Raw genomic sequence first — 20,397 nt, 5'->3', positions numbered from 1 at the left:
TAAGAGTAGTAATGGCTGATTTTCCTGGGCTTTAAGGTAAGAATTCTTGAATTTAAGCTTCCTATGGCTTTGAAGGATTTCTTTGACAAGACATTTAGCTTGCCTGATTTTGAAGTGGTGGATTAACATGTATAGCCCATCTTGCAGTAGCAGGGTGGGCCATTTCATGATGTAGCGTTATTATAATGACGTTTGTTTTTTTTCTACATGAACTTTGTAATTGGCAATGTCCTTAAGCCAAAAACCATTTTCAGGGAGGTAGATACTGTGGATAATGCACTGACTCTTTCTCTATATTTTAGGATAAATGCACCTTCCTGTGCAACAAGAGCGCCGTTGATAGAAGTGCTCAACAGATAATAAATTAGATTACCCGAGTTTCTTTGGGAAATCTCAAAGCCACTTTGCCATCAAATTTGTATGTTTGCGGTGTTGGTTTTAAACAAACAATGATGCGTTTTATTAAGCTTTTGATTTTTTGTTTTGTATTTCATTCCGGGATTGCTCAGCAGGAATTTTCATTTAATGAAGAAGTATGGTGGGGAGTGATGACTTCTGCCCAGATTTCCAATAGACTGGCTGTTTGGAATGATGCCCATTTTGTCAACGAGCTGTTTTTTATCTATAGGACAGGTTTAACCTATCATCCAAAAAGAGACAATTTAGTAACTACTGTGGGCTATGGCTTTTTGAAATTAGGAACTCCGAATTCGGAAGGAAGCCTGATCAGACCGGAACACAGACCCTGGATGCAGACCATTTACAGGGTACCTTCCACTAAAAAGCTGAGCACCAGCTTCAGGTTCAGGTATGATGCCCGCTTTATTCAAAATCTGGAAGCGGGAAATCTCACAGATGGTTTTTCATTTAATCACAGGTGGAGATTTAACAATGCCTTGAGGTATGCTTGGGGCAATGTGATCAGCAAAAATACCAGGTTTACAACGACGATGCTCAACGAAGCATTGTTTCGAACAGGCCCAGGTCCCAATGGTGTAAGGCATGAGCATAGGACACATTTTTTGGGGCAGCTGGGAAAAGGGAATTTTGTTTACTCCTTAGGATATGTGATCAGGTATATCAATACCAGTCCCACTGTGGCCAGAATCAACCATGGTCCTGTAATATGGGTGACGATTAATTTGAATTTCATGAAGGGCAAACTTCCTACTTTTATAGAGTATCCTAGTGATCATGTTGATTGATCTTTCTTGTTGTTAAACCTTTACTGATAGTAGCATTTTCAGACTTTTTGAAGCCCTTAAAAAATGTGTGTATCCGTTTGTGCCAAGATTCATATAATCTTGGCATAAACGGATAGTTTTTGTCCTAACGTACGTTTTTTATCAATTTGATTATCCATTCCTTTGATCTTTGTTTAGTTAAACGAGCTTATTTACCTGTCTACTCTAAACAAAATAAAAAATCGCTTTATTTCTAAAATTTTAAAATTTATCTAAACAATGAGAAAATTATTAATCATATTATCTCTTTCGATTTTGCCTTTGGCTGATATGATGGCTCAAGGTATTGAAATCACTCCCATTACCGGGTACACCTTTCAGGCTGGATTTAATATTTCAGGTGGCAGGGCCTTTTTGCGGGATGGCCAAAATTGGGGAGGTATGATGGGCTTTTCATTAAATGAGGTCACTGAGGTTGAATTGGCATATAGCTATATGGGAACCAGCGCTGTTGCGAGATCATCGAATTTACAGGACAATGTAGATACACCCGCTCAGGTTCATTATGCTACCATCGGTATGAACAGGTTATTTCCTACGTCTGAAAAAATGACACTTTTTACAGGAGCCAAATTAGGGACAGGTACATTGGCTTTTCCTGAAAGTAATTTTAGGAATATCACGAAATTTACCGTCGGGTTTCAAGGAGGTATGAAATTTTATGCTTCGGATAGGGTAGGGTTACGGTTACAGGCAAATCTTATGATGCCTGTTGTTGGTGTGGGTAGTAGCTTGTGGTGGAGTCCCGGAGGTGGCGCAGCTGTAGGGGTATCTGGTTGGTCTCCAATAGTACAGTTTGGATTTACAGGTGGATTGATTTTCAGATTGCAGAATTAGAAATCTTTTTTCACCTGAATCAAATTTTGGTTTGATCAAGAGAAACTCGCTTCCTGAGTAAAAACAAAAGAAGGACCTGATTCATAATTTGAATCAGGTCCTTCTTGGTTTTTTGAACTGCTGGTATTACTTATTGTCTTATTTGGCTCATGAAGAATTTTGTTTCAGTTTTATTCAACATGTTTTCTACTAAAGTTCCATAGAATAATAATAGTTTTTGTTGATTTTCAATTACCTCTGCGTCACAACAAAACCAAGATTAATACCCAAAGCAGACTGGGCCGGGAGTTTGGATCCGCCTAATGTATTATAGTATTTCCCGGATAGTTTGATGGCCACATATTCGCTTAATTGAAAAATAGAGCCTACTTCGGGTCGGATCCCTATTTGGAAAGCGCTTGATCTTTCCTGAAATATTCCCAGTTCAATCCTTCTTGCATTGATGACAACACCTGCCCCAAATGAAACATAGGGACGAATAGGACCGGGTTCGGTAAAGAAATAAATAGCAGCGGGCATTATCGGAACCATGGTCTGATATCTGAATTGTGTACCGGTAATTGACAAAGTTCCGCTGTTTAAAGTTTCTCCGGGTATTTTTTCAAACAGGGAAATAAATCCAATTTCAGCACCAAATCCCAATTTGGAATCAGACATCATGTAATACTCGATGTTACCACTTCGAGCGCTTGTGACTCCGATAAAATTAGCTGTATTACCGGTAGGTATTGTAGGTGCAAAATTAAAACTGAGGTAGGTGATTTGTCCAAAAGATTCCACGCTAAATAGAACTAGGATGAGGACAAAAAGATATTTTTTGGATGTATTACTTGTCATTATCTTGTTAAATAAGGAGATTGAACAAAAGCCTGATCTATGGCACGGACTATCCTGTTGGAATTGTCACCGCTGGATCCTGACACAATCCCATTGATGACAGAAATCCAATGTACAGGGATCTGGTTTTGAGAAGTTAGTCCTTTTGGATTGGTCATTTGGAGCAAAACTGTACCAGTTTCAACTGATGTAATGGCAGAAGGCAAATATCCCGGGTAGACCCATTCCCATTCAGGTGAAAAATTGGGGTAATACCAGCCCCAAAACCACCAATCGTAATTAAAGAAAACCCGATCGCCTACTGCAATTGAAGGTAAAATTATCAGATCCGGATCATTGAATTCACTGACTTGAGTAAATCCTCTTGCGGTCATATTACTACGGATTCGATTCAATATAGCTTGGCTGATAATGAAATCTGCAAGTGGAGGTGTGGTTCCTGGATTTTCTAACGTCTCCCTGTCAATCAGGATGACATTGTCCGGCATGGAATAAGTAGCAGGTACACTGAAATTGAAGCCGGAATCGAAATTGGTATACACGATATCCAACTGATCAGCCGAGTCAGGTCCGTCTGGAACACAGGAATTGGCTAGAAGGAGAATCAGGAAATAAACAATTGGGGAAAAGTAATTTTTCATAGATTTACTGATAAAATAAATATGCACGAATATATAAAAGAGATTGGTAACTTGTTGTCAGCTTGTGGAGTATATTGGTTAAAGGTTTGAAATTGATTTAGTAAAAAATACCATGCATCTAATTTTCAGTAATTTACCTTTATGGCTTTACATGAAAAAATTTTGAATAAATGAATGTGATTATTAAGAAAATTTGCCTTGTTTTTTTATTTTTTTTTATACTTACAGAAAAACCACTTTATGCACAGCGACAGTTGCAGGTAAATACTGAAGTTTGGTATGGATTGATGACATCCGGTCAAATAGCACCTAATTGGTCAATTTGGATCGATACCCATCATGTTCCCGAATTGTTTGTGATCTATCGGGGAGGATTGACCTACCATGCCGAGGACCAAAAGATTGCGGTCACTGCGGGTTATGCTAATTTAGGCCTGACAACACCTTTTTCGGAAGGGAAACTGATTAGACCTGAACACAGGCCTTGGGCCCAGCTGGTTTACAGGTTACCAACCCAATCTGATTTTTCAGTTCGATTTAGGTATAGACATGATGCACGATATAGGGCCAATTTCAATTCTACTGAAATCACAGATGGGTATTCTCTGAATCATCGGATGCGCTTCAATGCCAGTTTAAGATATAATTGGAGAAATGCGCTAAGTCCACATTTCAATTTTTCCACCACCTTGTTCAATGAATCCTTGTTCACTGTTGGTCCTTCCCCATCAGACAATCCCTTTGAACATCGGGTTTTTGTGTTATTCAGTTTTCAGAAAAAAGCCATCACTTTTTCACCCGGATACCATATCAGGTTTGCGACACCGAACCCAGAAACCCTTAGAATCAATCATGGATTGTTTTTATGGATCAATTTTAATTATAATTTCAAGAATTTTAGACGACATAATTTAAAAGAATTTCCTGGTGACCATCTATAAAAAAAAGGATGTCAGGTGAAGTACCGACATCCTTAGGATTATATAATATTTTATGGTTATAGGCTTTTTTGCCGGAAAGTTCAATCTCTGTTCAATTGGGAAGGAATACAGATATACCAGCCATTAGCGCATTTCATTTTTTGCTGATTTGATTGGTTACTAGGAAAGAAGCGCAGATCCCTATAAAATTTAATTTATTGTCTTCTTACTACACCTTCTTCCATCATTCTTTCTATGACTACTTCAGCGAATTCAGCGGAGAATTTTTCTAAAGATTTTGGATTCAGGGTTTTTGATTGTGCTGACCAAACCAGCAATTCTGATTTGACATCATAAACATTGATTTCGATAAAATATTTTCTGTCATTGACAATGTGACCGGGAGTCATCATCATACCATGGTTCATACCCCAGAATCCACCGAAGTTTGCACCCATTCCCCATCCCGGACCCATCATTGGTCCGCCCATCATCATTGGTCCACCCATCATGGCACCAGGAATATACCTTTGTTCATCCTGAACATCAATAAGCGTTAATGTCATGATTCCATCTTGACCGTTTTGGTACACCACATTCATCATGGCGTTTTTGTCCAAGTCGGTGCTCATCCAAAAACTTGGTCTGATGGTGGCATTACTCGTGGTAGATGATACTCCGATGGAACTTAATATCCGTCTGATATCATCTTCTACAGTTTGCCTTTTGCCTACATCACCTATAATAGCAGCAACATAAAGGTTGCTATATCCAGTTTGGTTTTTATCCGGACTGACCCAAGACCTGGTGACTCTTGTAGAAGGAGCACAGGATGAGACTAAAATAATCAAGGAATAAAGTAAAATTTTTTTCATATTGGATTTTATAGAATCGTTTGGTTTTATTATTTATTGTTTGTTCAATTTGTAGTTATCAGCCAATTCACCGGTTATCCGATTTCCTTGCATATCAAGTTGAAAAAGAACATTCTCACCGACGAAGAATTGATTAGGTAAATCTTCTCCATGAAGAGTAATGGTATTTCCGGCCCCGTTCCAGGAGAAAGTACCTGAACTTTCAATTATCTCGTTGTCATCCTTACCGAGATAAGTTGATTTGCGTGTGTAGGAATCACCCGGACCAAGTTCCAAGGTCACTTCAATTCCCTCACAATCTGCACAGGGGAGAAGCCCTTTGTAAATCCCATGGTAATCCAAGGAGTTTTGGGAGGTGTGATTGTCGATGACATCTTCAAACATCTCATCATCAATTATTAAATCATCTTGGTTGCTTGATTTTTGGCAAGAAAAAATTAGAGTGAATCCCGCTAAAAAAAGTAGGATTAATGATTGCTTTTTATTCATTAGTAGGTTAATATAATAAGTTGTTCGAATATACTATCAATTCGTAATTGAACAAAGACAAGTATAAGTTTTCAAATTATTTTTACAACAATAAACAGGAAATTAAATGTTGCCTAAATGAATCTTTATAAATTAAAGAAGTAAAATAGTACTTTTGGAAAATTCGAGATTGAGGCGTATGAAAAATCTACTTTTTTTATAAATGATGTTTTGATTAACTTTCCAAGATATTTGGGAGAGAGAAATTGTTATCTATTTATAAATTCGCCCCAAAAAAATAAAGCTAGAAAAAATGAAAAAATCTCAACCTAAAGGAGAAATAAGTACTAAAGACATTAATGAGAACCACTTGACAGAAGATCCGAGGACGGGTTTAAGTGTAGAAGCATTAAAAAAAGCAATTTCAAATAATCTTTTTTATGTTCAGGGAAAATACCCGGAAATAGCTACCCGTAATGATTACTATATGGCCATGTCCTACGCTGTAAGGGATAGAATGCTACAAAGATGGACCTCATCGGTCAAGCAATATATTGATGGGAAAAACAAAATTGTTTCCTACCTGTCAGCTGAGTACTTGTTAGGCCCGCATTTGGCAAACAATCTGATCAACTTGGGTATTTTTTCCCAAATGGAGGAAGCCGTCAAAGAATTGGGTATTAATTTGGATTGGTTGATTGAAAAAGAAATTGAGCCGGGTTTGGGTAATGGCGGCTTGGGAAGGTTGGCTGCTTGTTATATGGATTCTTTGGCAAGTCTCGAAGTGCCTGCCATTGGATATGGTATCCGGTATCAATTCGGGATATTTGAACAGGATATCAGAGATGGGTGGCAAGTAGAGGACACTGACAATTGGCTCAGGAGGGGAAACCCATGGGAGATTGCTAGGAGAGAAGTAAGCTATGATGTCAAATTAGGCGGATACGTTCAGCGATATATGGATGAAAAAGGGAAGTTGGTCAATAATTGGAAACCAGATTGGGTAGTCAAAGGGGTAGCCTATGATACTCCGATATTGGGTTATAAAGTCAATACGGCCAATACCCTGAGACTTTGGAAATCAGAAGCACCTAAAACCTTTGATTTCCAGTCCTTCAATGCCGGGGATTATAACAGCGCAGTAAATCAGAAAATCATCTGTGAAAATATCAGCAAGGTATTGTATCCCAATGATGAGCAGATTGAAGGTAAAAAGCTCAGATTGCAGCAGCAATATTTCTTTGTGACTTGTTCTTTACAGGATATGATCAATATTCATCTGAGGAGTGGAGACAAAATTGAGAATTTTCACGAGAAATTTGTGGTTCAGTTAAATGATACCCACCCATCCATTGGAATAGCAGAAATGATGCGCTTGCTTATGGATGTACACAAAATGGAGTGGGAAGATGCTTGGCAAGTAACCACCAAGACGTTTGCTTATACAAATCATACTTTGTTACCTGAAGCGCTCGAAACATGGGATTTAGAGCTTTTTGCCTCTGTATTGCCCAGGCATTTGGACTTGATTTATGAAATCAATAAGCGTTTTCTTGACAAGGTGTCCATTAAATATTTTGGTGACCAACAGAAGATCGATAGCCTTTCTTTGATAGGAGAGGGACCGAGAAAATATATAAAAATGGCCAATCTTGCCAGCGTGGGTAGTTTTGCGATCAACGGTGTGGCTGCATTGCATTCAGATCTTTTGAAAAAAACTATTTTGAAAGATTGGTATGAACTTTCTCCGGAAAAATTCAGCAACAAAACAAATGGCGTGACTCCAAGGAGATGGATGGTGCTGAGTAACCCACTTTTGACCAAACTGATCAGCAGTAAAATCGGTGATACATGGATCAGACACCTTGATGAACTCAAAGGGCTTGAGAAATGGGCAGAGGATCCTGAATTTCAAAAAGAATGGATGGATGTCAAGTTGGAGCAAAAGAAACTATTGGCCAGAAAAATTTACAACCGCTTGGGCGTTAAGGTCAATCCTGAGTCACTATTTGATATTCAGGTCAAGCGTATACATGAGTATAAAAGACAGCATTTAAATGTTTTGCATATTATTCATTTATACAATAAGATCAAGCAAAATCCTGATATAGATATTGTTCCGAGAACTTTCATTTTTGCAGGAAAAGCAGCTCCAGGATATCGAAGGGCTAAATTGATTATCAAACTCATCACTGCTGTCGCTGAGGTGGTCAACAACGATCCGGACGTCAGGGACAGACTGAAAGTGGTCTTCTATCCTAACTATAATGTGACCAATGCCCAGAAAATATATCCCGCGGCAGACCTTTCTGAGCAAATTTCTACCGCAGGTAAAGAGGCTTCCGGAACCGGAAATATGAAGCTTTCAATGAACGGTGCCCTTACTGTTGGTACTTTGGATGGTGCTAATGTAGAAATCAGAGAATGTGTTGGTGAAGAAAATTTCTTCCTTTTTGGTCTGACTGCAGATGAGGTAGAAGAAACAAGAAGGAATGGCTACAAACCTTGGGAATATTATCAAAATAATAAATCCTTAAAAAAGGTCATTGACCTGATCAATTCAGGATACTTTTCACACTTGGATAAGATGATGTTTAAAGAACTGACTGAATCTTTGATCTATGACGATCAATTCCTATTACTAGCTGATTATCAATCCTATGTCGATATACAGGATAAAATTGATGAAGCATTCAGAGATAAAGCTAATTGGGCAAAAATGTCAATTCTTAATACAGCAAGAATGGGTAAGTTTTCCAGCGATAGAAGTATCCGTGAATATTGTGATGATATATGGAAAGTCAAATCAGTACCGGTAGAATTGATCAATAATTCAAATAAAATCAAAGATTAATCAGGAATAACAACTTCGCATCCATTAAAAATCTTGAATTCCGTATCAATGACACGTTTTATCGATACTTGGTAATTCAAGGTTTTTCTAGATATTTCCTTTCTGCCAGGTCTATGTAAGGTTGGTGCAAATGGTGCATAAAGACCGTTTTAGAATTGTCGGGGTATTTTTCCCTGTATTGATCATCTGCTAAAAGTACAATGGTATTTCCAGTTCTTACATAAAGGCTGCTTGCTATAAACTCAGGTTTCCGAAATTCTGGGAGACTCCTTTTTATAATTGTACTGGCCTTATCTCCCAGGTATTTCTGAAAATTTCTTTGGGCTTTTCTGGTGGGCTTATCCAATTGGTTAAAAACCCTTCTCATGACAATTCTATCTGGAAACTTCTGATTTTTGATGACTTTTTTGGCATCCTTAAAGGGATTGACTTCATTGAAGTCATCAATTGTCTGAATTGAAAATGGTACTTGGGGAACCCAATCTGAGGCATTGACAACATTATAAGCCCAGCCTTCACTCGCTAATGATTCAAAATCATAGGCATAATGCAAATTGCCTGGTTTGGGTGCGGCACTGCAATAAGTTTTCCATCTGATGTCACCTGGAATTTTTTGCTGTTTTTGAAGAAAATTCAGGTGACTGGTCAGAAGGTATGCTATTCCGCCACCTTGACTGTGTCCAATGATCAAAAAATCTTTGATTCCCTTTTGATACAAGGAGTCCAATTTTGGAAGAATGTCTCTGGACAGAAAGGCTGTGCCAACAAGCCAGCCAATATGAACAGCTGCTTTTTGATCTTCTGCCAATTGATACTCAAATTGGAAATCATCACTGAGATGGAGTTTTCCTGTGGCAGGAACCATTCCTGCATAAAAGTTTTCCAGCCAAGAAACAGGATCAGCAGTAGTGCCCCTGATACTGATTACAGCTGATTTTTGATGCTCGGCTATCCAAAGATCCCACCTGTTTTTTAAACCCATTTCAGGGGATTGATAGACCAATATGTGGTTTTCCGGTTCAGGGAATTGGTTATAGTAACTACTGTCCCCCGTTGCCCTTGTAGAAATTTTCATTAATTCCAAGTACTCCAATACTTCGAATGAAGGTTGGAGATTTTGCGCAAAAATTTTACTTATTGGCAACAAAAAAATGATAATACTGAAAATAGTTCTCATAAGATTTCCCTGAATTTTAATGTTGGGAAAGTTTCGATTTAAAATTGCCAAAAGCTTCTTTTAGATCTCCGGCTTTTCCTTTTAATTTTTTCAAAGTGAAGGCCAAGGCAATATTGAACATCCCTAATGAAAAGAATGCCAAAGCAGTAAAAAACACAATGGTCAATCCACCTAAAGTAGGATTAAAAATAATCATCAATGCAAACACAACAGATAATGTTCCACTAAACAAAAGCCATCCCCAGCCATCAGAACCGTATTTTTTCATGTCAAAAGCAAATCCAAAAGTAGCGAAACCCTTAAACATAAAATAAAATGCAATCATAAAAGGAAGTACTGCCATGGTTAATGCTGGATGAAAAAACAGGACAGCGCCAATCACAAAATCAAACATGGCACCGGAAAAATGCCAACCCCAATCATCGATTTCATTTCTGTTGGAAATTGAGAATATCAATTGAAAAATCCCTGATACAAACATAAATGAAGCGAAAATAATGGCCAAGGTTACATAACTTTTGACAGGTGTTGAAATGGTCCAAATACCAACCAAAATAAATCCTGCTCCGATCAGGAGGGGTAACCACCAATTTTTGATCATGAACTTACTTTTTTTCAATACTGATTCCATAATTTGATGTGATTAAATGAAAAGATTTTAAATAATATTTGCCAAAATATAGAAAAAACTTAATGTATTCTATAAAAGCTTCCAATTACCTGATATTATCAATTTTTTCTTCAATTTTTTTTCGCAATTTATTGAAGAACATTCCTCTTTCTATCTCTCCAGTAGTGCTGATCATGGTTGATTTTTTCATCAAATTATCAAGATTGGAAAACATGGCATCATTGAATTTTGGATCCATGGATCCAATAAAGTACAATACGCTGTGATTCAGGTAAGTTATCCTGACATTATCCAATTCTGTGAAAAATGAATTATCACCGATCACAAATTCATTGACAAATAAATGATAGGGGGCACTTTCTGGAGTTGGAGATTTTCCCAAATGATATTTCAATCCAATTTCCGCCTGACTTTCTAAATGATTGACGGTTTCCTGTAACTGATTGTATAAAGTGATTGCCAAATCCTTGGAGGGAATCCAGCCCATTTCATAATAGATATCAATTTGTCTGATTGTAGCATTTATCCCTTCTTCATTCCAGATTTCTGTCGTGGGAAGTTGGTTGTAGAGTTGAATGATTTTATTACAAGTGTCTTTTACTTTGAAATAGAAAAGATTTTCATCGGTAAATTTCTCATATTTCAGGGAGTCATAAAAAAGTATGGATTTCATAAAGAAAAAGAATTTAAATGAGGCAAGTTCAGGAAAATAGAGCTGATAGAATGGTGGCATATCTTTGACATGGTAATAGATATGTTTATTTTTTTGGGCATGTAACATCTGAAACTGCTTGAGAACATCTTCCAACCAAAACTCAAAACTATCTTTGGTAAAAGAATTGAGCTTTCCGTGGAATACAATGGCATTGGTCTGCAGGTTGAATACCTGATCCAGGGAGATATTGAAATGCTGACTGATTTTTTTGATTTCTTCCAAGTCTATATATTTTTCACCCCTGATACGGCGATAGGCAGAATCATTGCTGATACCAAGAAGGTCGGATATCTCATCAACAAGTGATTTATAGTGGGGTATTATATTTTTGATATGTTGGAAAAACTGAACCTGTATTTCTGAGTTTGCCATTTTCAAAAAGGGTTATTTGGATTAGAGTGAAAATTTCATAAAAGCATATAATAACTTAAATTTTATTTTTCATATAAAGTTTAAACAAAATAAAATATTAGAATTTTTGTGCCTTACAGTGCTTAAGGTAATGTTTTTACCAAAATATTTCAAAAAATTTTATATGAATAAAATCATATTTTATTATATAATAAATAAAAGATAAAAACTATGATTTTTTAAAATTTAAACTGTGTTTATTAGCTATTTTCTATACAGAAATTGAACGCCTGTTATTTGAGAATTTGTTGTTTTGTTAATCCTTTTTACCTGTAATTAGAAAAAGCTGATACAGGAATGGCAAATATTTTGGATATCAAATATCCATGAGGCATTCTTTTTTTTTGGAAGACCATTTTACTTCGGGATTCTTCTTTATCTATGGAATTCGCACAAGGATTTATCCATTGAAATTCAAAAAGAGTTTTGAATATTTTACTAATCCTTACCAATCTTCTTGGGATTTTTTCAGCAATCAATAAAAATTCAAGCCCGCAGTATCGAAATACAGAATTATGACCAAACCTATTTTTAGATACCCCAATTTCAATTCGGATTTCCTTTGAAGGGAAGATAATTTGGATCTATAATTTGTGATCAGGTAGTATTTCAGATATACCTCTCAAGATGGAAGTATTCTCCTGATTGAAATTACCACATCAAGCTTTGTTAAAATAAAAACTCTAAAAAATGAAAACGATGACGGGATTCCCACAAAAGTCTGATCAAATCAGAGAAGTCAGCAAGTGTATAGGTACGTTCCTTATCATTGCCATTTGTCTCTTATGGATTGCTGATTTTACAAGCCTTTTCGGTTTGAGGTTTATGGTTTAATTGTTTCTGGGATGGCTGACCTGGACATTTACTGAATATTTTCTTCACAGGTTCTGGATGCATAACTTTTTCAAAGCAAAAGGCAATAAATTATATGACATCCATATGAATCACCACAAGCATCCACAGGATATTAAGATAAGTGGTTTTCATAGAAGATTGACATTTGCAGGAGTGATACTTTTGATTCCACTTTCAATTTATTTGAATAATTATTTTACTGTTTTTACAGGATTCTATATTGGATTTATGCTTTACAGCATATTGCATCTGATATTGCACAGACCATGGAGCAAATATCTCATGCCTAATCTCCAAAAATCCCATATACATCACCATGGAAAATATCCCAATAAGGGTTTTTCTTTCAGTATGATATGGTGGGATTGGATGTTTGGAACACTTCCTCCAAAAGAGGCAAAGATTTCAAAAAAGATGTTGAAATTCTATTTTAAAGAGGAAGATCATGATCATTTGCAGGATAAAAAATTTCTAATGTGAGCACATTATCAAAGGGTATTTTTTAAATAAAGCGGGTATTGTATCCCGCTTTATTTTTCGACCCAAAACAGATTTTCAGGTTGTTTTTGGTGTTAAACGGCTTCTCCCCCGGCGGTAGCGTTATGTAGTTTTCCCAATTCCTGATCAATGGTCCAAAGCCCAATGCCTTCTTCACCAATGATGTCAAATAGTTCCAATGCCCTCCTGGCCAAAGTTTCCTCTTCACGCTGTTCGGTTACATACCATTGCATGAAGCTAAAAGTGGCAAAATCCTTGGCAACAAAAGCATGGTCTACTATGGAGTTAATGGATTTGGTTACTTTGATTTCATGCTCCAAGATCAACTCAAATATCTCTCTCAAAGAATTGAAATTATGTCTTATTCCATTTATTTCTGGCTGAATAGCATGTCCTCCGGCTTCATTGATATAGGTGAAAAGCTTCATCATATGCATTCTTTCTTCATCAGAATGGACATATAAATATTTTGCGGCATTCTCATAACCCATCATGTGGCACCATGATGCCATGGAAAGATAATAGGCGGAGGATTTACCCTCCATTTCAATCTGCTGGTTCAATAATTTTTCTGTATCATGCAACAACGAGCGCTGAAGTGTTACGATTTCTCTGTTTTTCATAGCATTACGGTTTTATACAAAAATAACTAATTCCGATCGATATGGTTCTCTTCGTACATTTTTTACTGAAATTTAGAATTGGTATAAGTTTAAACTATCCTTGCCTTTCCTTCAAGTTTTAAAAATAGAAGGATATTTTTGATGAAAATAAGGATAAAAATAAAATTCTCCTTTTATACTATCGGTTTTAATAGTCCGCACTATATATTTTATATTTAGCCGAATTTTAATTTTAAACACAATAAATCTGTCCAAGTTAAAGTTTGTAAATCTCAATATAACCTTAAACAATAACCCAATAAAATGAATTCAAGAAGAAAATTTATCCAAAGTAGTTTATTGGCTTCCGCAGGATTATCAATCCCCACATTTGTGTCTGCAGATTCCCTTATGGAACTGTCCAAAAAAATAGCCCCTTCCGACAGATTGAATTTTGCGCTGATAGGTGCCAAAGGAATGGGTTGGTCAAATATGAATGCTCATTTGAAGATGCCCAATGTCCACTGTGTAGGCATTGCTGATATTGATTCCAATGTTCTTGACCAAAGGGCAGAGGATGTAAATAAGCAAAGGGGTATTAAACCTAAAATATACAAGGACTATAGAAAACTACTGGAAGATAAAGACATAGATGCAGTCATTGTTGGAACTCCTGACCATTGGCATTGTCTCAATATGATTGACAGTTTATCAGCTGGAAAGCACGTATATGTCGAAAAGCCAATAGCCAATACCATGGAGGAGTGTAACTTGATGGTCAAGGCAAAACAGCGTTACGGTAAAATGGTACAGTGTGGACAGTGGCAGCGCAGTGGTAGCCAATATGCGCAGGCTATTGACTATGTCAAGTCCGGTAAATTAGGTCAGATACGTTTGGTCAAAACCTGGGCTTATCAAGGTTGGATGAAACCGGTCCCTGTAGTTCCGAATGGACCTGTTCCTCAAGGCGTAGATTATGATATGTGGTTGGGGCCTGCGCCAAAAAGACCTTTCAACGAAAACAGATTCCATTTTAACTTCCGTTGGTTTTGGGATTATGCCGGAGGATTGATGACAGATTGGGGAGTTCATGAGATAGATATTGCGCTCTATGCCATGGGAGTTACTGCACCCAAATCAGTCATGGCATCCGGAGGTAAATTCGCCTATCCTGATGATGCCTCTGAGACACCGGACACCCTGCAGACAGTGTATGAATACGATGGTTTCAATATGTTGTGGGAGCATGCAACCGGTATAGATGGTGGTAATTACGGCACCACAGAAGGAATTGCCTTTATTGGAAACAATGCTACCTTGGTAGTCAATAGGGGAGGTTGGAAAGTGATTCCTGAAACTGAAATGAAGGACGGTAAAAGAGTTGGTAAATTGGAGGAAGTCCAATTGATCAAACCTGAAGGAAATCCTTTGGAACTACATGCAAAAGGTTTTGTAAATGCCATTACCAGCAATGACGAAAGCAAACTGACTTGTGGGATTGAAACGGGTAGTATTGCCGCCATTAACGCCCAAATGGGTAACATTGCATACAAAACCGGTAAGAAAGTATATTGGGATGCAAACAAAGGTCAATTCACAGACAAGGAAGCCAATGCCCTTATGAAAGCCAATTACCAAAACGGTTGGAAATTACCGACAGTTTAAAAGGAATATTTTGGTAACAAAAGCCTGCTTGATTTTCATCTGGCAGGCTTTTTTTTAGGGAACAAATGCTGATAAATCAATCGGCAAATTATTTGTTCCTGATATTTTTATACCATCTGTGGTTGTCCAGTTATGTTTAACAATCACCCTGTTTTTAGCCAGATCAAAGGTCAAGTTAACCGTACCGCTTTCGGCATTATGAAATGTCGCAAAAGTTAAATCATTGGGAATATAGCTTAAAGAGATTATAGGACCGATGGTAAAATTTTTTCCTACCAAGGTTGGAAAAATTTCCTGGTCAGTAATTCCAGAAGCAGAAAAGACTTTGTAATCTCCATTCTTCAAGGGGAATTTTGGGAGACTTTCACCATCATAAACAGCGTGTACACCAATAGTGATTATACTTGAATTTGGAATGAAGGGTGTTCTAAATTCCACATCTGTCGACAATTCGAGATTGGCCCAATAATGTCCATTTGCTTCTGCCACGTCAACAGGTCGTAACAGGGTGATTTTTGCAGAAAAAAAACTGATGGGTTGATCTCCAATCAGTAAGAAATTGTCTTTGCTTGTCTGAAGTTCTTCAATGGTAGATAGGCTGCAGCTTGAGAAAAGGAGCGTAAAACCCATACATAATATGAGTATTCTAAATCGCAAGGTTGATGGCGAATAATTCAATAAAAGCATTTAAGTGGATAGTTTATTATTTATTACCAGTCATTTTCTCTTTTGACATAATTCCATTCAGATTTCAGAATACTGTAATAAATGGTGTCTCTCCTACGGTCCTTGGTCATAAGGGTATGGCTCCTCAAAACGCCCTCTTCGATAGCACCGATATTTTTCAATGATTTTCTTGCCTGTAAATTCAGTACGTCAGTTTTGAATTCCACTCGTTCTAATTCTAAAACCTCAAAACAATGGGACAACATGAGTTTCTTAACCTGATTGTTTATTCCTGTCCCCTGAAATTCCCGGCCTAGCCAAGTCCACCCGATTTCAAGCCGTTTATCTCTTTGGGATATATTTCCAAATGCCGTAGCACCAACCAACTGCTGCGAATTTTTGTCAATGATGACAAATTGTAGTCTTTCCTTATCAAGTGCAGGTTTTGCCCATCCTCTTATTCCTTCCAAACTGGAAAGATCATGCGTATAAAATCTCCACATGTCAGGTATTGAAGTCAATAATAAAAGTTCGGGAAGGTCTTTTTCCTCGATTGGCCTTAACAAAATATATTCGTTTTCTAGCCTTAATTCAAAATCAATCATTGTCTTAAACCTGTTAACCCAAAGTTTCGATCAGTGCATTATTGAAAAGCTGTACTTCCTCAATCGTACCTGTGCTTACCCTGCACCAATCATTGAAGGGGGGGAATGGACGACCAACAATGATTCCTTTTGCAAGCATTTTCTTTGCAAGGGAGGTTGCATCTTGGTTGGCATGAAAAAACACAAAATTGGCTTGGGAGGGTAGAAAGGGGAGTTTCAATTGATCTAAGGTCGATTCGATCAAATTCCTAGCCTCTTTGTTTTTACTTAAGCTGAATTGATAAAACTCGTCGTCTAGCAATGCCGCCTTTCCTGCTTCAATCGCCATAATATTGGTATTCGCTACCACCCTTTCAGATAGTTTTGCTGCTATATCCGGTCTTGCCACCAAATAACCCAATCTTATCCCTGCCAATCCATATACCTTTGAAAGTGTTTTTGAGACGATCACGTTTTTGCCCTCCTTCACCAATTGGGTCATTGAGGGGTAATTTGGATCCTCGATATAGTCACAATAGGCCTCATCACTGAATACCATTGTTTTTTTGCTGACAGCATTGCAGAAGTCAAGTACTTCATTTGCAGGAAGCAGTTTTCCTGTTGGATTATTGGGGTTACATAAAAAAACAAGTTTTGTTTTGGAGGAAACCCGTTTTTCAATTTCCTGAAGATCATAATTCAAATCTTTGTTCAAAGGAACCCAATTGATCGTAGCACCCCAGGTCTCAGCGTAGGTCATTAAGGAAAGAAAAGTGGGTAGTCCTGAAATAATTTCGTCCCCGGGACCAGCATAAGTAATTCCGGTTATTTTCAGTCCTTCTGTTGAACCTGCGACAAGTACAATATGGTCAGTCGGAACGCCTTCTTTTTCCGCTATCATTTTTTGAAGACTCGAATTAAAAGACCATGGATACCTACAACCTAGATCAAAGGCTTGTTCCATAGCTTTCCTTACCTTGAGAGAGGGGCCATAAGGATTTTCATTGGATCCTAATCTGATTAAAGAATCAAGTGGCCTGGGATTGAATTTTCTGACTTCTTCGGTTGATAGGGCAGAGATTGCCCCAGTTCCTGTAAACAAAGCTGTACCACTTACAAATGAGGCACTTTTCAACCATTGTCTTCTTGATAGTTTCATGGTTTTTTGATTTTAATGCAAAATGTAGGAAGATATGGCTTTTATTCCTAATGCTTAACTTTTTATGAGGTTTAAAAAGCGTAAAATTAAACTTAAAAAGAGAGTATTTTACCAAAGTAGTAATTTACTTAAAAAAAAGATTGATAATATTATAAAATTCAAAATATAATTCCTAAATTTTACGGAATAGTTATCAGATGATGTAAAACTTAAAATAATCAGACAATGAAAAAAATAAGTATTCTATTGTTCCTGGGTATTTTTGCCTTCAGTTTGGCCAATGCCCAACAGACACGTTATTTGGTTTTTGAATTCTTCAAAGTGGAATCCAATCAAACTTATGATTTTATTGAGTTTAAAGATTTTATGGATAAGGTATATCGCGCTGCTGTAAATGATAAAAAAATCCAAGGTTGGGATTTTTGGTCTTTGCAATCCGGAGCCGATCCTAGTGAATTCCAATACATCACCATTACTTATTTCAAAGACCCTGTTTCCATGATGAGCGGGCTTTCGGAGGAAGATATGGTGAGATATGCCATGATTGCTTACCCGCACCTCACAGAAAAACAAGTGAAGGAAAAATTTGATGATGCCATTCAAAATAGAGATTTAGCGCAAAGAGCTTATATGCAGGAAATTGCTTCAACAAAAGACAATTTTCAATTAAGAGCCGGAACGCTAGCCTCTTTTGACCTGATGAAGGCAGTGGAAGGAAAGTTTAATGAATATGAAAAAGCTGAGAAGGAAGTATTTTTACCCATTCATCAAAACAGAATTGAAAAAGGTTTGATGGGGAGTTGGAGTTTACTGAGAACAGCCCTGCCAATGGGTAGTGAAGCTAAATCAACCCACCTGACCATGAACATTTACAAAGATTATGTTCAGTTTTTCAATGCGCAGGAATATGAGGATATGGAATCCACCGCAGAACAGCGGGCCGCACAGGAAAAAGGTCTGAAATCCCGCGATCAAAAATTCATTTATTTGGCTACCTTGGAAAATGCCATTCGTTAAACATTGAGATTTATTGTAATTCACATATCTCTTCTAATATCTCAGCTTTGCTCTCCAGCAGATAATCACATAGGGGATTTAATTTGAACCACAAAAGGAACAAAAGGTAACAAAAGACTATATTCAGTATCTTTTGTGTTCTTTTGGCACTTTTGTGGTTCCATCATTTTTTTTGTTTAAACAATAGAGCTAGCCCACTACCATTGACAGATTTTGAAATCGAGTGTTTAGAACTACAGATAGCATTAAATCTATAATAAAACTTTGCCTTGTCACCTCGACGTCAGGAGAGGTCTACTGCCCATTTTGATGTCATTTCCTTTCTGTAAATGCCAAATTTTCTCCACTACCAATGACAGATTTGTAAATTGATAGTTTCGAACTACAAATAGCATTCAAGTCCAGGAAGAACCTTGCCTTGTCACCTCGACGTCAGGAGAGGTCTGCTGCACGTCTTGATGTCATTCCCCTTTCTGAAAATGCCAATTTTCTCCACTCGGGATGACACAGAACCCAATGTCATTTCCTATTCTGAACATTTTAAAAATATTGAGGAATCGCAATGACGAACCCCCTTCTTCTAGGCTATCGCATCTCGGTTCTAAGCTTTAAACCAATATCTTCTCGATTTCCTTTAACTCTGACTCGGTGAAATTCAGATTTTTTACGGCATTCACATTATCAGCCAATTGTTCGGGTTTGCTGACCCCAACCAAAACCGTGGTAACCCTTTCGTCTTTCAATAACCATGCAATGGCCATTTGGGCCAGGCTTTGACCACGGTTCAAGGCGATTTTATTCAGTGCACCTACTTTGGACAATACTTCATCAGAAATCTGACTTTCTTTGAGATACCTGCCGTCTTTAGCTATCCGGCTGTCCTCAGGAATTCCTTTCAGATATTTGTCTGTCAATACTCCCTGTTCCAAGGGAGAAAAAGCGATTGAACCAACGCCCTTTTCACCAATGACGTCCAAAAGTCCATTTTCTACCCAACGGTCAAACATGCTGTAGCGGGGTTGATGGATAAATAAGGGAGTGCCCAAGTCTTTTAATATCTGATGGGCTTTGGCTGTGTCCTCAGCGCTGTATTGAGAAATGCCCACATAAAGCGCTTTGCCTTGCCTGACAATATGATCCAAAGCTCCCATGGTCTCTTCCAATGGTGTTTCTGGGTCTGGTCGGTGGTGGTAAAATATATCCACATAATCTAAACCCATTCTTTTTAGACTTTGATCAAGAGAGGCGATTAGGTATTTCCTTGAACCCAAATTCCCATAAGGTCCCGGCCACATATCCCATCCTGCTTTGGTAGAGATAATCAACTCATCCCGGTAGGGTCTGAAGTCCTTTTCCATGATTCTGCCAAAATTTTCCTCAGCAGATCCATAAGGAGGACCATAATTATTGGCCAGGTCAAAATGGGTGATGCCAAAATCAAAAGCCTGACGCAGAATAGTTCGTGCATTTTTGAAATCAGCATTGTGCCCGAAATTATGCCAAAGGCCCAATGAAATCAAAGGAAGTTGAATACCGCTTTTACCACATCTTCTAAATGGCATGTGGTCATAACGGGTTTCATTGGCGATATAATTTGGAAGAGGTTGTTGGTCGTTGATTTTCATTTAAATGTTATTTGTAGGTATAATTGGTATGAATTTTTTGTTGCTTAAAGTTATTCCATATTTCCTTATTTACCAGAAATGCTTGGAAACAAAGGATTATCTAGCATTGAATACTA

General features: G+C 37.5%; 21 protein-coding genes. 9 read left to right on the top strand and 12 right to left on the bottom strand.

The genetic code is table 11. From position 1 onward, the window contains the following. The first annotated feature begins 207 nt into the window (after positions 1-207). The 3 genes from HMJ38_RS21655 (at position 208) to HMJ38_RS21645 (ending at position 2,081) form a co-directional block, all read left to right on the top strand. Entirely contained in the window at positions 208-360 is a 153-nt protein-coding gene (locus HMJ38_RS21655) for a hypothetical protein (RefSeq protein ID WP_194976538.1), read from the top strand. 89 nt (positions 361-449) lie between these two features. Beyond that, positions 450-1,205, top strand: coding sequence for a porin family protein (locus HMJ38_RS21650; protein WP_194976537.1), 756 nt, complete (start codon positions 450-452; stop codon positions 1,203-1,205). Between the two features lie 258 nt (positions 1,206-1,463). After that, positions 1,464-2,081 carry a hypothetical protein gene (locus tag HMJ38_RS21645; RefSeq protein ID WP_194976536.1) on the top strand — a complete coding sequence of 206 codons (618 nt, stop codon included), beginning with the start codon at positions 1,464-1,466 and terminating at the stop codon, positions 2,079-2,081. Positions 2,082-2,312: 231 nt separating this feature from the next. Here the strand turns inward: HMJ38_RS21645 and HMJ38_RS21640 are convergent, their stop codons facing one another. Together HMJ38_RS21640 and HMJ38_RS21635 are read right to left on the bottom strand one after the other, a co-directional pair. Then, positions 2,313-2,918: a hypothetical protein gene (locus HMJ38_RS21640; protein WP_194976535.1), complete on the bottom strand. Its 606-nt coding sequence runs from the start codon at positions 2,916-2,918 to the stop codon at positions 2,313-2,315. Further along, positions 2,918-3,559, bottom strand: coding sequence for a DUF4136 domain-containing protein (locus tag HMJ38_RS21635; RefSeq protein ID WP_194976534.1), 642 nt, complete (start codon positions 3,557-3,559; stop codon positions 2,918-2,920). The genes HMJ38_RS21640 and HMJ38_RS21635 overlap by 1 nt, the downstream gene beginning before the upstream one ends. Positions 3,560-3,729: 170 nt before the next feature. Between HMJ38_RS21635 and HMJ38_RS21630 the strand changes: the two genes are divergently transcribed. Further along, positions 3,730-4,500: a DUF2490 domain-containing protein gene (locus HMJ38_RS21630; RefSeq protein WP_194976533.1), complete on the top strand. Its 771-nt coding sequence runs from the start codon at positions 3,730-3,732 to the stop codon at positions 4,498-4,500. A gap of 194 nt (positions 4,501-4,694) precedes the next feature. Here HMJ38_RS21630 and HMJ38_RS21625 read toward each other — a convergent pair whose 3' ends face one another. Next, positions 4,695-5,354, bottom strand: a complete 660-nt coding sequence (locus tag HMJ38_RS21625) for a hypothetical protein (protein WP_194976532.1) — start codon at positions 5,352-5,354, stop codon at positions 4,695-4,697. Positions 5,355-5,387: 33 nt separating this feature from the next. Continuing rightward, on the bottom strand, positions 5,388-5,843 hold the full coding sequence (locus HMJ38_RS21620; RefSeq protein WP_194976531.1) for a copper resistance protein NlpE: 456 nt from the start codon (positions 5,841-5,843) through the stop codon (positions 5,388-5,390). Positions 5,844-6,135: 292 nt separating this feature from the next. On the opposite strand from HMJ38_RS21620, the gene HMJ38_RS21615 reads away from it, so the two are divergent. Beyond that, the gene (locus HMJ38_RS21615; RefSeq protein ID WP_194976530.1) at positions 6,136-8,676 is read left to right on the top strand and encodes a glycogen/starch/alpha-glucan phosphorylase; all 2,541 of its coding nucleotides are present in this window, start codon (positions 6,136-6,138) and stop codon (positions 8,674-8,676) included. A 76-nt stretch (positions 8,677-8,752) separates the two neighbouring features. Here HMJ38_RS21615 and HMJ38_RS21610 read toward each other — a convergent pair whose 3' ends face one another. From HMJ38_RS21610 to HMJ38_RS21600, 3 genes are all read right to left on the bottom strand, one after another. Next, entirely contained in the window at positions 8,753-9,853 is a 1,101-nt protein-coding gene (locus tag HMJ38_RS21610) for a lipase family protein (RefSeq protein ID WP_194976529.1), read from the bottom strand. Between the two features lie 16 nt (positions 9,854-9,869). Then, positions 9,870-10,484, bottom strand: a complete 615-nt coding sequence (locus HMJ38_RS21605) for an HdeD family acid-resistance protein (protein WP_194976528.1) — start codon at positions 10,482-10,484, stop codon at positions 9,870-9,872. A gap of 85 nt (positions 10,485-10,569) precedes the next feature. Continuing rightward, a complete protein-coding gene (locus tag HMJ38_RS21600) occupies positions 10,570-11,571 on the bottom strand; it encodes a helix-turn-helix domain-containing protein (RefSeq protein ID WP_194976527.1) in 1,002 nt (333 codons plus the stop codon). Between the two features lie 729 nt (positions 11,572-12,300). Here HMJ38_RS21600 and HMJ38_RS25405 point away from each other — a divergent pair. Both HMJ38_RS25405 and HMJ38_RS21595 read left to right on the top strand, forming a co-directional pair. Beyond that, complete coding sequence (locus tag HMJ38_RS25405; protein ID WP_228780201.1) at positions 12,301-12,444, top strand: hypothetical protein; 144 nt, start codon at positions 12,301-12,303, stop codon at positions 12,442-12,444. Beyond that, positions 12,445-12,945: a sterol desaturase family protein gene (locus HMJ38_RS21595; protein ID WP_194976526.1), complete on the top strand. Its 501-nt coding sequence runs from the start codon at positions 12,445-12,447 to the stop codon at positions 12,943-12,945. A 92-nt stretch (positions 12,946-13,037) separates the two neighbouring features. On the opposite strand, the gene HMJ38_RS21590 is transcribed toward HMJ38_RS21595, so the two are convergent. Continuing rightward, positions 13,038-13,586: a ferritin gene (locus HMJ38_RS21590; RefSeq protein WP_194976525.1), complete on the bottom strand. Its 549-nt coding sequence runs from the start codon at positions 13,584-13,586 to the stop codon at positions 13,038-13,040. Positions 13,587-13,889: 303 nt separating this feature from the next. Here HMJ38_RS21590 and HMJ38_RS21585 point away from each other — a divergent pair, with 303 nt between their 5' ends. Beyond that, the gene (locus tag HMJ38_RS21585) at positions 13,890-15,230 is read left to right on the top strand and encodes a Gfo/Idh/MocA family protein (protein ID WP_194976524.1); all 1,341 of its coding nucleotides are present in this window, start codon (positions 13,890-13,892) and stop codon (positions 15,228-15,230) included. Between the two features lie 54 nt (positions 15,231-15,284). Here HMJ38_RS21585 and HMJ38_RS21580 read toward each other — a convergent pair whose 3' ends face one another. From HMJ38_RS21580 to HMJ38_RS21570, 3 genes are all read right to left on the bottom strand, one after another. Beyond that, entirely contained in the window at positions 15,285-15,860 is a 576-nt protein-coding gene (locus HMJ38_RS21580; protein WP_194976523.1) for a hypothetical protein, read from the bottom strand. Between the two features lie 80 nt (positions 15,861-15,940). After that, complete coding sequence (locus HMJ38_RS21575) at positions 15,941-16,501, bottom strand: GNAT family N-acetyltransferase (RefSeq protein WP_194976522.1); 561 nt, start codon at positions 16,499-16,501, stop codon at positions 15,941-15,943. 13 nt (positions 16,502-16,514) lie between these two features. Then, positions 16,515-17,639 carry a pyridoxal phosphate-dependent aminotransferase gene (locus HMJ38_RS21570; protein ID WP_194976521.1) on the bottom strand — a complete coding sequence of 375 codons (1,125 nt, stop codon included), beginning with the start codon at positions 17,637-17,639 and terminating at the stop codon, positions 16,515-16,517. Positions 17,640-17,864: 225 nt separating this feature from the next. Between HMJ38_RS21570 and HMJ38_RS21565 the strand changes: the two genes are divergently transcribed. Continuing rightward, a complete protein-coding gene (locus HMJ38_RS21565) occupies positions 17,865-18,656 on the top strand; it encodes a hypothetical protein (RefSeq protein ID WP_194976520.1) in 792 nt (263 codons plus the stop codon). A gap of 608 nt (positions 18,657-19,264) precedes the next feature. On the opposite strand, the gene mgrA is transcribed toward HMJ38_RS21565, so the two are convergent. After that, positions 19,265-20,281: an L-glyceraldehyde 3-phosphate reductase gene (gene mgrA / locus HMJ38_RS21560; RefSeq protein ID WP_194976519.1), complete on the bottom strand. Its 1,017-nt coding sequence runs from the start codon at positions 20,279-20,281 to the stop codon at positions 19,265-19,267. Between the last annotated feature and the right edge of the window lie 116 nt (positions 20,282-20,397).

The organism is Aquiflexum lacus (assembly GCF_015476655.1).
Lineage (GTDB): Bacteria > Bacteroidota > Bacteroidia > Cytophagales > Cyclobacteriaceae > Aquiflexum > Aquiflexum lacus.
This window is presented reverse-complemented; position numbering and strand designations above follow the sequence as displayed.